The sequence below is a fragment of the Phenylobacterium sp. genome, assembly GCF_016793285.1.
GTDB lineage: Bacteria > Pseudomonadota > Alphaproteobacteria > Caulobacterales > Caulobacteraceae > Phenylobacterium.
The window spans coordinates 1-13,207 of record NZ_JAEUMO010000196.1 but is presented as its reverse complement, the minus strand read 5'-3'; the positions used below and the strand labels follow the sequence as shown (position 1 = coordinate 13,207).

10 protein-coding genes are annotated in these 13,207 nt (G+C 70.4%); 8 read left to right on the top strand and 2 right to left on the bottom strand.

Going from position 1 to position 13,207, the window contains the following annotated elements; genetic code table 11:
• Both JNL41_RS17010 and JNL41_RS17005 read right to left on the bottom strand, forming a co-directional pair.
• Positions 1–1,001 (bottom strand): hypothetical protein (locus JNL41_RS17010; protein WP_293477020.1); only part of this gene is annotated, 1,001 nt, incomplete at its 3' end.
• Positions 1,002–1,128: 127 nt separating this feature from the next.
• On the bottom strand, positions 1,129–1,851 hold the full coding sequence (locus JNL41_RS17005) for a YafY family protein (protein ID WP_293477018.1): 723 nt from the start codon (positions 1,849–1,851) through the stop codon (positions 1,129–1,131).
• A gap of 117 nt (positions 1,852–1,968) precedes the next feature.
• Between JNL41_RS17005 and JNL41_RS17000 the strand changes: the two genes are divergently transcribed.
• The 8 genes from JNL41_RS17000 to JNL41_RS16965 all read left to right on the top strand — a co-directional run.
• Complete coding sequence (locus JNL41_RS17000) at positions 1,969–2,697, top strand: glutathione S-transferase family protein (protein WP_293477016.1); 729 nt, start codon at positions 1,969–1,971, stop codon at positions 2,695–2,697.
• Between the two features lie 247 nt (positions 2,698–2,944).
• Positions 2,945–4,456 carry an RNA polymerase factor sigma-54 gene (rpoN, locus tag JNL41_RS16995; protein WP_293477014.1) on the top strand — a complete coding sequence of 504 codons (1,512 nt, stop codon included), beginning with the start codon at positions 2,945–2,947 and terminating at the stop codon, positions 4,454–4,456.
• A 291-nt stretch (positions 4,457–4,747) separates the two neighbouring features.
• Positions 4,748–8,170 (top strand): response regulator, encoded by a 3,423-nt coding sequence (locus tag JNL41_RS16990; protein WP_293477012.1) that lies wholly within the window; start codon positions 4,748–4,750, stop codon positions 8,168–8,170.
• A gap of 8 nt (positions 8,171–8,178) precedes the next feature.
• Positions 8,179–9,003: a CheR family methyltransferase gene (locus JNL41_RS16985; RefSeq protein WP_293477010.1), complete on the top strand. Its 825-nt coding sequence runs from the start codon at positions 8,179–8,181 to the stop codon at positions 9,001–9,003.
• Positions 9,000–9,575 (top strand): chemotaxis protein CheB, encoded by a 576-nt coding sequence (locus tag JNL41_RS16980; protein ID WP_293477008.1) that lies wholly within the window; start codon positions 9,000–9,002, stop codon positions 9,573–9,575. Before JNL41_RS16985 ends, JNL41_RS16980 begins: the two co-directional genes overlap by 4 nt.
• A complete protein-coding gene (locus JNL41_RS16975; RefSeq protein ID WP_293477006.1) occupies positions 9,572–10,714 on the top strand; it encodes a hybrid sensor histidine kinase/response regulator in 1,143 nt (380 codons plus the stop codon). The genes JNL41_RS16980 and JNL41_RS16975 overlap by 4 nt, the downstream gene beginning before the upstream one ends.
• 93 nt (positions 10,715–10,807) lie before the next feature.
• Positions 10,808–12,907 carry a TonB-dependent siderophore receptor gene (locus tag JNL41_RS16970; protein WP_293477004.1) on the top strand — a complete coding sequence of 700 codons (2,100 nt, stop codon included), beginning with the start codon at positions 10,808–10,810 and terminating at the stop codon, positions 12,905–12,907.
• Positions 12,908–12,923: 16 nt separating this feature from the next.
• Positions 12,924–13,207 (top strand): PepSY domain-containing protein (locus tag JNL41_RS16965; protein ID WP_293477002.1); only part of this gene is annotated, 284 nt, incomplete at its 3' end.

Here is a 13,207-nt window from a genome sequence, read left to right as displayed (position 1 = left end):
AGCTTCGTGACCGGCGGATAGATGTCCCACAGGCCCATGTCGGGCAGCTTGAGCAGGCGGCGGCGCAGGTCGAAGTAGCGGTGCAGGATCGGCAGGCCGCGGTTCGCCTCGGCGATGAGCGTGCGGTAGACGCTCTCGGGGATGTTGGGGCCGTCGACGGCGGCGGCCAGCGCGGTGGGATACCTGCGCTGGCGCGCGTTGAAGAGGTCGCCGTCGACCTTGGCGGCCAGCGCCGCGCCCAGGCTCGACTCGAAGTCCTTGAAGGTCCCGAAGGTAGTGTCCATCACCATCTTGCGCTCGGTGCGGTCGACGGTGGCGCGGGCCTGGGTGAAGCCCTGCTGGTCGAGGCGGACCTGCTTGCCGGCGACGGTGACCGTGGGCCAGGGGATGTCGGCGGCGACGAGCTGGCTCCTGATGGTGCGCGGCCCCGTGAGCGGGTTGCCGGCGGCGGCGAGGATCGCCTCGCCCTCGGCGTCGAGCGTGTGGTCGGCCTGGCGGACGGTGTCGAGGAGGCCGAAGCGGAATTTCGCCAGGCCCGGGTCGGCGGCGATGAAGTCCTCCAGCCTGGCGCGGCCGATCTTCAGCGTCTCGGGGCTGACCCAGGCGGTGGCCTCGCCGAACCTGGCGACCAGGGCCTGGGCGAGCTGGCGGCGCTCCTGGTCCGCTGCGACCTGCAGGTCCTCGTCGCCCTTGAGGGTGGCGTAGACGAAGAGCCGCGCGCCGCGGCGGTTGAGGTCGCTGATCGCCTGCATGGCGGCCTTCAGCGTGGCGGCGCTGTCGCCCAGCTTGCCCTTGTACCGGGCGAGGCCCGGCAGGGCGGCTTCGAGCGCCTTGGCCTCGGCGGTCCAGGCTTCGGGCGTGGGATAGAGGGCGGTCAGGTCCCAGACGGTCGGCAGCGCGGCGTCCTTCGTCTGGGCCCAGGCCGCATCGGGCGCGAGGGCCGGCGCGGCGGCCGCGAACGCGGCCAGCAGCATCGCGCGGCGGCGGCTGATGTCAGTCATGATGGCGGAGTCTCCCCAAGGTGGCCCGACGCTAGGGGCGGCCGCGGGGCGCTTCAACTTACGGAAGCGTAACAGTTACCCCGAAGGGGCGGGCGGCGTGAAAGCCCAGCCCGACAACGGCGGAGGATTACTCCGCGGCCTGCGTCCGGCGCCTGGACATGCGCTCCCAGTGCTCCTGCTGGTGACGGCGCCAGCGGGCGCGCAGGGATGCGGGGCGGTCGGGATAGCGCTCGTCCAGGAACTCGGCGGCCGAGACGCGGTCGGTGCGGAAGCTGCGGAAGTCGGTGCGCAGCTCGCACCAGCACATCACCAGCCGCGTGGTCTCGTAGTAGCCGACCGCGAACGGCCACACGGTCCGCGTCGACGCGCGCTCGCGCTCGTCGCGGTAGGTGAGCCGGATCTTGAGCCCGCCGCGGATGGCGCGCCGGACGCTGGCCATGTCGATGTTGTCGGCCACGGCCTTCCAGCTCGGCGCGGCGCGGGTGGCGGGTTCGACGACGAGCGGGCGGAGCTGCTCGGGGATGACGGCGCCGATCTTGGCGATGAGATCCTCGGCGGCGCGGCGCAGCGCCGGGTCGCCGCGGGCGGCCACCATCTGCGCGCCGAGCACGGCGGCCTCCACCTCCTCGGGCGTCAGCATCAGGGGCGGCAGGTCGTAGCCGTCCTCCAGGATGTAGCCGACCCCCGCCTCGCCGCGGATCGGCGCGCGCTGGCCGATGAGGTCGGCGATGTCGCGGTAGACGGTGCGCCTGGAGGTCTCGAGCTCCTCCGCGATGGCGTCGGCCGTGACCGGCCGCGCGCCGCGCCGCAGGATCTGGATGATCTGGAAGAGACGGTCCGCGCGTCGCACTTTTGTTCCCCTGTCAGGCTGCTGACAGAATGCTGGCAGCAAGGCCTTCGTAGGGTGGGTTTGTCAAATGGTTACGGACGGGTCGACCAGGGTCGATCCCTGGGAGGGAGACCGCGGATGATCACGCTCTACGGCGCCGGCGAGGGCTTCGGGCTTCCCGAGATCAGCCCCTACGTCATCAAGACCGAGGTGCAACTGAAGATGGCGGGGCTGACCTATGCGAAGGCGCAGGCGAGCCCCGACGAGGGGCCGAAGGGTCAGGTCCCGTTCGTGGACGCCGCCGGGGCGCGGATCGGCGACTCGACCTTCATCCGCGGGTACATCGAGCGGACCTACGGCATCGACTTCGACGAGGGGCTTTCGCCCGAGCAGCGCGCCACCGCCTGGGCGCTGGAGCGGATGATGGAGAACCACTACGGCTGGGCGCTCTGCCACGAGCGGTGGCTGGATGCGGAGAACTTCGCCAAGGGACCCAGCCGCTTCTTCGACGGCGCGCCGGAAGCCGTGCGCGACGCGACGATGGACCAGGTGCGGCTGAACCTGCGCGCCGTGGGCATCGGGCGGCACACCGACCTCGAGATCGTGGCGCTCGGCGTGCGCTCGCTCGCGGCCGTGGCGGCGATCCTGGGCGACAGGCGCTACCTCTTCGGCGACCGGCCGTGCGGGGCGGACGCCACGGTGTTCGCGCTGCTGGCCAGCACGCTGACCCCGTTCTTCACGGGCGAGCTGCGCCGGCGCGCCGAGGGGTTCGGCACGCTGGTGGCCTACGTCGACCGGCTGATGGCGCAGTTCTATCCCGAGTTCGAGTGGGACCTGGAGCCCGCGCGGCGGCCGGTCGCCGCCTGAAGCATCACAACGAAAAGTCGCCTGAAACTTGGGCCTCCGCGCATGCGGAGGCTCCCTCTTTTTTGAACCGCGGAGTTCGCGGAAGGACGCGGAAAGCGCCGGCATTTTCTTCCGCGTATTCCGCGTATTCCGCGGTTTCAGAAAATACGGCGCTGCGCGCGGCGAAGGGAATCGCTGCGCCGTTAACCTGTCGGTTGGGATCGGTCCTTAGCCTGGGAAGCAAGAAGCGGGCCAGGGGGACAGGTCGTTGGCGCTCAGCGCACGTCTTGAGATTCGGCAGGGGCAGGGGCTGGTCATCACGCCCCAGTTGCAGCAGGCGATCAAGCTGCTGCAGATGTCGAATCTCGAGCTGGAGGCCTTCGTCGAGACCGAGCTGGAGCGCAACCCGCTGCTGCAACGCGACGAGCGCGACGGCGAGGGCGGCGAGGAACATCGCGACGAGGCGCCGGTCGCCGTCACCGAGGAGCACGCGGCCGACGCCGAGGCGCGCGCCGAGCTGGACGTCACCCACGACGAAGCCTCGCCGGGCGAGCGCGCCACGGGCGACGCGCCCCAGATGGCGGACGGCCCGGCCGCCGACGCGGGCGGGACCATCGACTGGTCGCGGGCCGGTTCGGGCGGCAGCTTCGACCGGGACGAGGGCGACTTCGAAAGCGCGCTCACCCGCGACAAGACGCTCGCCGAGCACCTGAACGAACAACTGGCCGCGGCCGGCCTGACGCCCACGCAGAACATCGTCGCCGGCGTCCTGATCGACGCCGTGGACGAGGGCGGTTACCTGCGGCTGGAGACGGCGGAGGCCGCCGCGCGCCTGGGCTGCGCCGAGGCGCTGATCGAAGAGGTCCTGGCGGTCGTCCAGGGCTTCGACCCGGTGGGCGTGGCCGCGCGCGACGTGCGCGAGTGCCTGATGATCCAGCTCAAGGACCAGAACCGCTACGACCCGGCGATCGGCGCCCTCCTGGACAACCTGCCGCTGCTGGCGAAGCGTGACCTGGCGGCGCTGAAGCGGGTGTGCGGGGTCGACGACGAGGACCTGCGAGACATGATCGCCGAGATCCGCGGGCTGACTCCGCGGCCCGGCGCCGCGTTCGCGGGCGGCGAGGCGGCGACGCCGGTGCAGCCCGACGTCTATGTGCGCGAGGGCTCGGGCGGCCTGTGGCACGTGGAACTGAACTCCGACACCCTGCCGCGGCTCCTGCTGGACCAGCGCTACCACGCCCGCGTCTCGGGCCAGTCGAAGACCGACCAGGAGAAGACCTTCGTCTCCGACTGCCTGGCGCAGGCCAACTGGCTGATGAAGAGCCTGGACCAGCGCGCGCGGACGATCCTGAAGGTCAGCTCCGAGATCGTGCGCCAGCAGGACGCGTTCCTGGCCTTCGGCGTCGAGCACCTGCGGCCGCTGAACCTGAAGACCGTCGCCGATGCTATCGGCATGCACGAGTCGACCGTCAGCCGGGTGACCTCGAACAAGTACATCGCCACGCCGCGCGGCCTGTTCGAGATGAAGTTCTTCTTCACCTCGGCCATCGCGTCGTCCGAGGGCGGCGAGGCCCACTCGGCCGAGAGCGTGCGCCACAAGATCAAGCAACTGATCGACGGCGAACGGGCCGAGGCCGACGTCCACTCCGACGACCGCCTGGTCGAGATCCTGAAGGACGCCGGCGTCGACATCGCGCGCCGCACCGTCGCCAAGTACCGCGAAGCCATGCGCATCCCCTCGTCGGTGGAACGCCGCCGGATGCTGAAGGAACCGGCGTAGGTCGCCAAGGCGTCGGGCGGCTCGGCGACCGCCTGCGCCCCGTCGCGGCGCCGGCCGCCTGGCGGGTGGAAAAAAGGCGGTAGAGCGGACGGAACCGGAGTCGAACTGGTCCGTTTGCACGAACGGGGGGGAACGCGCCGCACGTCGGCCCGCGCCCTTGTTCGTTCATTCCGGACCGGCTGACGCGCCCTGGCGGCCGTCGGGCGGGCCAGCCGTCGAAGCTTCGGAGTCCCTGCGTCTTCGCGCGCAGGGCCGCCACGCGGACGCGGTCGCAGTCTAGTCAGGGCGCCGATGCCGCAGTCCCGTTCCCGCCTCGCGTCCCAGCTCGGCTCCCGCGTCGACGTCTGGACGACGGTCGGCCTCGTCGTCGTGCTGATGTTCTTCCTCGTCAGCGGCTCGGTCTCGTACCTCAACGTCATGGCGTTGCAGGACAACAACGCCCGCGTCCGCCACTCGCACGAGGTGATCGTGGCGCTGGACGACCTCCTGTCGACGGTCCAGGACGCCGAAACCGGCCAGCGCGGCTACCTCCTGACCGGCAACGAACGCTATCTCGACCCCTACCGGCGCGCGGCCGCGGAGACCGAGTCGAATATCGACGCAGTCGCGGCGCTGACCGCCGACAACGCGGTCCAGCAGACCAACGCCGCGCAGCTCCGGCGCAACCTCCAGGCCAAGCTCGCCGAGCTGAAGGAAACCATCGCGCTGCGCCAGACCGAGGGCGTCGCGGCGGCGCTCGCGGTGGTGAACACCGACCGCGGCAAGGCCGAGATGGACGCCATCCGCACCCGGCTGGAGGTGATGCGCCGCGAGGAGCAGCGCCTGCGTGCGCTCCGCGTCTCGGAAATGCAGGCGTCGCAGACCTCCGCGGTGCTGAGCGGCGTGCTGTCGGGGCTGCTGGGCGCGGCGCTGACGGTGATCGTGTTCGTCCTCATCCGCCGCGATGCGCGTGTGCGGGCCCGGGAGCAGTGGCTGCAATCCGGGCAGGTGCAGCTCGCCGCCGCCATGATGGGCGAGAAGTCGGTCGAGCAGCTCGGCGACGCGATCCTGGCCTTCCTGGCGCGCTACGCCGGCTCGCAGGCCGGCGCGCTGTTCAAGGGCGAGGGCGGCGACTTCCGGCTGGCCGCGACGCTCGGGGCGCCGGCCGCAGCGAAGATCCCCGAACGGTTCGGCCCAAAGGAGGGCCTGCTGGGGCAGGTCGCCGCCGAGGGCCGCGCGATCGTGATCCACGACCTGCCCGAGGGCTATCTGACGGTCGGCTCGGCCTTCGGGCAAGACAAGCCGCGCCATCTGCTGGTCGCGCCGGCGAGCGCGGACGGCGCGGTCAACGCGGTGATCGAGCTGGGCTACCTGCAGCCGGTCGGCGGGGAGGTGCTGGAGCTGCTGACCCGCGCCGCGCCGGCCATCGGCACCGCGCTGCGCTCGGCGCGCTACCGCACCCAGCTTCAGGACGCGCTGGAGGAGACGCAGCGGCAGTCGGAAGAGCTCCAGGTGCAGGCCGAGGAACTGCGGGTCTCGAACGAGGAGCTGGAGGAACAGGGCCGCGCGCTGAAGGAGCAGCAGGTCCGCCTGGAGCAGCAGCAGGTGGAGCTGGAGCAGACCAACAGCCAGCTCGAGGAGCAGGCCCAGACGCTGGAGGCCCAGCGCGACGAACTGGAGCGCACGACCGCGGCGGTGGAGCTGAAGGCGCGGGAGCTGGAGCAGGCGAGCCAGTACAAGACCGACTTCCTGGCCAACATGTCCCACGAACTGCGGACGCCGCTGAACTCGCTGCTGATCCTCTCCAAGCTGCTGGGCGACAACGCCGACGGCAACCTGACGGACGACCAGATCAAGTATGCGCGGACGATCCAGTCGTCGGGCGACGACCTGCTGATCCTCATCAACGACATCCTCGACCTGTCGAAGATCGAGGCGGGCCAGTTGCACATCCAGGCCGAGAGCGTGCCGCTGAGCCGGCTGACCAACGACATCAGGAACCTGTTCCAGCCCGTCGCCGAGACGCGCGGGCTGAGCTTCGCGATCTCGGTGGCCGACGACCTGCCGGGCGCCGTCGACACCGACCGCCAGCGCCTGGAACAGATCCTCAAGAACCTGCTGTCGAATGCCTTCAAGTTCACCGAGAAGGGCGGCGTGGAGCTGGCGCTCCGCCGCAAGGGCGAGGACGAGCTGGCGCTGGCGGTGAAGGACACGGGCATCGGCATCACGCCGGAGCAGCAGCAGGGCATCTTCGAGGCGTTCCGCCAGGCGGACGGCACGATCAGCCGGCGCTACGGCGGCACGGGCCTGGGCCTGTCGATCTCGCGGGAGTTGACCCGCCTGCTGGGCGGCGCCATCGCGCTGGAGAGCGCGCCCGGCGTGGGGAGCACCTTCACCCTGACGATACCGCTGGTCTACGATCCGGCGGAGGTCGCGCCGCGGGATGCGCCGCCGGTCCCGGCGCCCGCGCCGCCGGCCGCAGAGGCGCCGCGCGCCCGCCGGACGGTCCTGGCGAGGGTGGCCGACGACCGCGACGACCTCACGGATTCCCGCCGCCTGCTGCTGGTGATCGAGGACGATCCGGTGTTCGCCGGCATCGTCTGCGACCTGTCGCACGAGCTGGGTTTCCAGTGCCTGGTGGCGGGCACGGCCGAGGAGGCGCTGGCGCTGGCCGCGCAGCACCGGCCGCACGCGATCGTGCTGGATGTGGGCCTCCCCGACCAGTCGGGGCTGACGGTGCTGGACCGCCTGAAGCGCGACGAGGCCACACGGCACATCCCGATCCACGTGGTCTCGGGCGCCGACCACAGCCAGACGGCGCTCTCGCTGGGCGCCGTCGGCTACCTGGTGAAGCCCGTGCAGCGCGAGCAGCTCTCGGAGGTGCTGCAGAACCTGGAATCGCAGCTCACGCGGACCATGCGCCGCGTGCTGATCGTCGAGGACGACGCGGTGCAGCGCGACGCGGTGGGCCGCCTGCTGGCCACCGGCGACGTGCAGACGGTGGGCGTCGGCACCGCGGCGGAGTGCCTGGAGAAGCTGAAGGCCGAGACCTTCGACTGCATGGTGCTGGACCTGTCGCTGCCGGACGCGTCGGGGTTCTCGCTGCTGGAGACGCTCAGCCAGGGCGACCAGGCCTTCCCGCCAGTCATCGTCTACACCGGCCACGACCTGTCGGCCGACGACGAGCAGCGCCTGCGCCGCTATTCGCACTCGATCATCATCAAGGGCGCCAAGTCACCGGAACGCCTCCTCGACGAGGTGTCGCTGTTCCTGCACCAGGTGGTGGCCGAGCTGCCGCCCGAGCAGCAGAGGATGATCCGCAAGGCGCGCAACCGCGACTCGATGCTGGAGGGCCGCCGCATCCTCGTCGTCGAGGACGACGTGCGTAACATCTACTCCCTGACCAGCGTGCTGGAGCCGCGCGGCGCCTCGGTGCAGATCGCGCGCAACGGCCGCGAGGCGCTGGAGGCCCTGGCGCAGGCGGACGGGGACGGCGCATCGGCGATCGACCTCGTGCTCATGGACGTGATGATGCCGGTGATGGACGGGCTGGAGGCCACGCGCGAGATCCGGAACGATCCGCGCTGGGCCGACCTTCCCATCGTGATGCTGACCGCCAAGGCCATGCCCGACGACCAGGAGCGCTGCCTGGAGGCCGGCGCCAACGACTACATGGCCAAGCCGATCGACGTGGACCGCCTGCTCTCGCTCGTGCGGGTCTGGATGCCGCGGTGAACTCAGTGGTGCGTGACAACATCGACGACCTGGAGATCCGGCTGCTGTTGGAGGCGCTCTTCCAGCGCTACCACTACGATTTCCGCAGCTACGCGCGGGCGTCGATCAAGCGCAGGCTCATCCAGGCCCGCGACCAACTGGGTTTCGCCAGCCTGTCGGCCATGCAGGAGAGCCTGCTGCACGAGCCGGCGACGCTGGGCCGGCTGCTGGGCTACCTCACGGTCCAGGTCAGCGAGATGTTCCGCGATCCGGCCTACTTCCGCGCGCTGAGGGAGAAGGTCGTCCCGCATCTCAGGACCTATCCTTCGCTGAAGGTCTGGGTGGCCGGCTGCAGCCACGGCGAGGAACTCTATTCCCTGGCCATCCTGTTCCGCGAAGAGGGGCTGGAGGAGCGGACGATCTTCTACGCCACCGACATCAACCCGGCGGCGCTCAAGGCGGCCCAGGCGGGCGTTTACCCGCTGGACCAGATCAAGAAGTTCACGACCAACCACCAGAAGTCGGGCGGGAAGTCGTCGCTGTCGGACTACTACACGGCCGACTACGGGCGCGCGATCTTCGACAAGTCGCTGCGGAGCCGGGTGGTGTTCTCGGACCACAGCCTGGTGACCGACGCGGTGTTCGGCGAGATGCACCTGATCTCGTGCCGCAACGTCCTGATCTACTTCGACGCCGGGCTGCAGGACCGCACCATCGGCCTGTTTCGCGACTCGCTGGCCCGCAAGGGCTTCCTCGGACTGGGGTCGAAGGAGAGCCTGCGGTTCTCCAGTCACGCGGGCGCCTTCGCCGACTTCGTCCGCGAGGAGAAGATCTACCAGAGGCGCGACGGATGAGCGGCGCCCCCGGGAAGGCCATCGCGATCGGCGGGTCGGCGGGCGCCGTGCAGGCGCTCCTGAAGATCCTGCCGGCGCTGCCCGCCGACTATCCGTATCCCGTGCTGATCGTGGTCCATGTGCCGCCCGGCCGGGACAACGCGCTGGTGCCGCTGTTCCAGACCCGCTCGCGGGTCGCGGTGAAGGAGGCCGAGGACAAGGAGCCGGCGCTGCCGGGCTTCGTTTATTTCGCCCCGGCCGACTACCATCTGCTGGCCGAGGCGGACGGGACCCTCTCGCTGTCGTCGGAAGAGCCGGTGAACATGTCGCGGCCGGCCATCGACGTGCTGTTCGAGAGCGCCGCCGACGCCTTCGGCCCCAGGCTGACCGCCATCGTGCTGACCGGGGCGAACCATGACGGCGCCGAGGGCCTGCGCGCAGTCGTGGACGCGGGCGGCGAGGCGGTGGTCGAGGACCCGGCGGACGCCTACGCGCCGGCCATGCCCGAGGCTGCGCTGAAGGCGTGCGCGGGCGCCGCGCGCATGAGCCTGGAGGCCATCGCCGACCACCTGCTGAAGCTGGGGGCGGCGTGAGCGGCGTGCGCGACCCGATCCACTTCCTGCTGGTCGATGACCTGCAGGAGAACCTGCTGGCGCTGGAGGCGCTGCTGCAGCGCGAGGGGCTGGCCTGCCTGAAGGCGCGCTCGGGCGACGAGGCGCTGGAGCTGCTGCTGACCCACGACGTGGCGCTGGCCCTGCTGGACGTGCAGATGCCGGGCATGGACGGCTACCAGCTTGCCGAGTTCATGCGCGGCGCCGAGGTCTCGCGCCACGTGCCGATCATCTTCCTGACCGCCGGGGTCGCCGACCGGCAGCGGCGGTTCCGTGGCTACGAGGCCGGCGCCGTCGACTTCCTGCAGAAGCCGATCGAAGCCGACATCCTGCGCAGCAAGGCCAACGTCTTCTTCGACCTGCACCAGCAGCGCCGCCAGATCATCGCCCAGCGCGACGAGCTGGAGGCCCTGGCCGAGGCGCTGAAGACCGCCGACCGCAACAAGAACGAGTTCCTGGCCGTCCTGGGACACGAGATCCGCAACCCGGTGATGGCGCTGAGCGCGGGGCTGCACTTCCTGTCGCGGCGCAAGGACCCTCAGAAGGCCGAGGAGATCCACGGGCAGATGGAGCGCCAGGTGGCGCACCTGACGCGGCTGGTGGACGACATGCTCGACATCTCGCGCATCGACCAGGGCAAGATCTCGCTCACCAAGGACCGGGTGGCGCTGCAGGCCGTGCTCGACTTCGCGGTCGAGGCCAGCCGGCCGCAGATCGACGCCGCCGGCCACGCCTTCTCGACCGACATTCCGTCGCAGCCGGTGGCGGTGCATGCCGACCCGACGCGGCTGGCCCAGGTGGTCAGCAACCTCCTGAACAACGCGGCGCGCTACACGCCGGCCGGGGGGCGCATCTCGCTCGCCGCGCGGATCAGGGACGGGGTCGCCGAGATCGACGTCATCGACACCGGCATCGGCATCCCGGCCGACATGCAGTCGAAGATCTTCGACCTGTTCGCGCAGGTGAAGAGCCCGACCGAGCGGGCGCAGGAGGGCCTGGGCATCGGCCTGGCGCTCGGCAAGCAGTTGATGGAGCTGCACGGGGGGACCATCGGGCTCGCCCGCAGCGTGCCGGGCCAGGGCAGCACGTTCCGCGTGCGCATGCCGATCCTGAGCGACTGAAGGGCCCCGCTCATCTGCGAATGATTATCAGTCGCTTGCGCCGAGCGCCTGAACCGCGTACCCCCCGCCCAGTTCGATGACGGGGAACGAGGCATGCGTAACATCCACCTGGCCAGCGCGGGCGTCGCGGCGTTGCTGGCGGCGGCGGGCGAGGCCCGGGCTGCCGACGCCGACGCCGAGGCCGGGGCGACGACCTCGGTCGAGGAGATCGTCATCACCGCCCAGAGCCGCGCCGACGTCGTGCAGGTGGGCGCGTTCCGCAACGCGCGCGTCATCGACACGCCGCTGACGGTGAACGTGATCACGCGCGACGTCATCGACGCCCAGGCCGCGATGGGCCTGTTCAACGCGCTGAAGAACACCGGCGGGGTGACGCGCTCGCAACTGAACGGCGCCACCTACGACAACATCGCGATCCGCGGGATCCTGGTGGAGAACCGCGGCAACTACCGCCTGAACGGCGCGCTGCCGGTGATCAACCTCGTGGAGCAGCCGCTGGAGGACAAGGTGCGCGTCGAGGTGCTGAAGGGCGCCTCGGGGCTCTACTACGGCTTCGTGCCGCCCTCGGGCGTGATCAACATGACCACCAAGCGCGCCGAGGCCGATCCGACCGCAGCGGTGACCTTCCGCGGCGACGACAACGGCACCCGGATCGCCTCGATCGACCTGGGCCAGCGGTTCCACGACGGCATGTTCGGCGTGCGGGTCAACGCGGCCGCGGGCCAGATCGCCTCGTTCCAGGACTACGTGAAGGGCGACCGCCAGTTGCTGGCGCTGGCGCTGGACTTCAAGCCGACCGACAAGCTGTCGTTCCGCTTCGACGGCGAGTACATCGCCAAGGACATCCCCGAGCCCGGCGCGCTGGCGCTGCCGGCGGTGGTGGCCGGCGTGGTCACGCTCCCGGCTCGGCCGCCGGCGCGGCGGAACCTCTCGGGCAAGTGGGCGCACTACGACGCCGATGCGCGCAATTTCCTGCTGCGGATGGACTACCAGTTCAACGAGGTCTTCGCGCTGAAGCTGGAGGGCGGCCGCGCGCAGACCAACCGCAACCGCTTCTTCTCGCAGTTCCAGAACTACAACCTGACCACCGGCGCGGGCACGCTGCAGGTGTCGCTGGCCGATGGGCAGAAGTACGTCAACGACAACGGCCGCGGCGAACTGTCGGCGGCGTTCGACACCGGCCCGATCCGCCACCAGGCCGTGGCCGGCTACACCGAGAACAAGCGCTACCAGAACGGCCGGGTGAACCAGAGCTTCTCGTTCGCGCAGAACCTCTACAATCCCGTCGTCATCCCCGGCCCGCCGCGTCGGACCATCGGCCTGCAGGACGCGCCGTCGACGATCCGCGACAAGGGCGCCTACGTCTTCGACCGCATCGAGGTTGGCGACCAGTGGCAGGCCATCGTGGGCCTGCGCCGCTCGGACTACGAGAGCGTGGCCCGCAACGTGGCCGGCGTGATCACGCGCTATGCGGCGAAGAAGACCTCGCCGGCGGTGTCGCTGATCTACAAGCCCCGGCCGTTCGTGAGCCTGTACGGCAGCTACCTGGAGGGCTTCGAGGAGGGCGGCATCGCGCCGGCCAACAACGTCAACGCCTTCGAGATCCTGCCCCCTGCCAAGACCCGCCAGGTCGAAGCCGGCGCCAAGGCCGAGATCGGCAAGGTCGTCGCCTCGCTGGCCGGGTTCGAGATCAAGCGGCCCAGCGCCTACACGAACGGCGCCAACCGCTTCGTGCTGGACGGCGAGGTCGAGTACCGCGGTGTGGAGTTCGCCGCGTTCGGCGACGTCAGCGACCGGATCTCCATCACCGCCTCTGCGCTGATGCTCGACGCCGAGCAGAAGCGGGCGGCCAACCCGCTGGTGATCGGCAAGCGGCCCGAAAACACGCCGAAGTGGACCGCCAGCCTGTTCGGCGAGTGGCGCGTGCCGGCGGTGGACGGGCTGGCGCTGAACGCGGGCGTCTTCGCCATGGGCGCCCGGGCCGTCAACGCGGCCAACCAGGGCTTCATCGGCGGCTACGCGACGGTGGACGCCGGCGTGCGCTACACCCGCGAGATCGACGGCCGCACGCTCACGGGGCAGATCAACGTCGAGAACCTGTTCGACAAGGGCTACTGGAGCACCGCCGGCAACAACCTGCTCGGCGTGGGCGCGCCCCGGACGGTCAAGGTGACGATCTCGGCGGCGATCTGAGGACGGGCGCCGCCGCATGATGCTCTGGCTGCGACGCCTCCACGCCTGGATCGGGCTCGGCCTGTGCCTGCTGCTGGCGCTGATCGCGCTGACGGGCGCGTTGCTGGTGCTGGAGCCGCTGTATCGCGACGCCGGGCGGCCGGCGCGCGCTGCCCCGGCGCCGGCGGAGCTGGCCGGGATCATCGCACTGTCGGAGGCCCGGTTCGGGACCGGGACGATCTCGTCGATCGTCTTCGCCTCGCCCGACGCGGCCTGGAGCGAAGTGCGGCTGGCCGACGGCCATCACGCGTGGGTGGATCA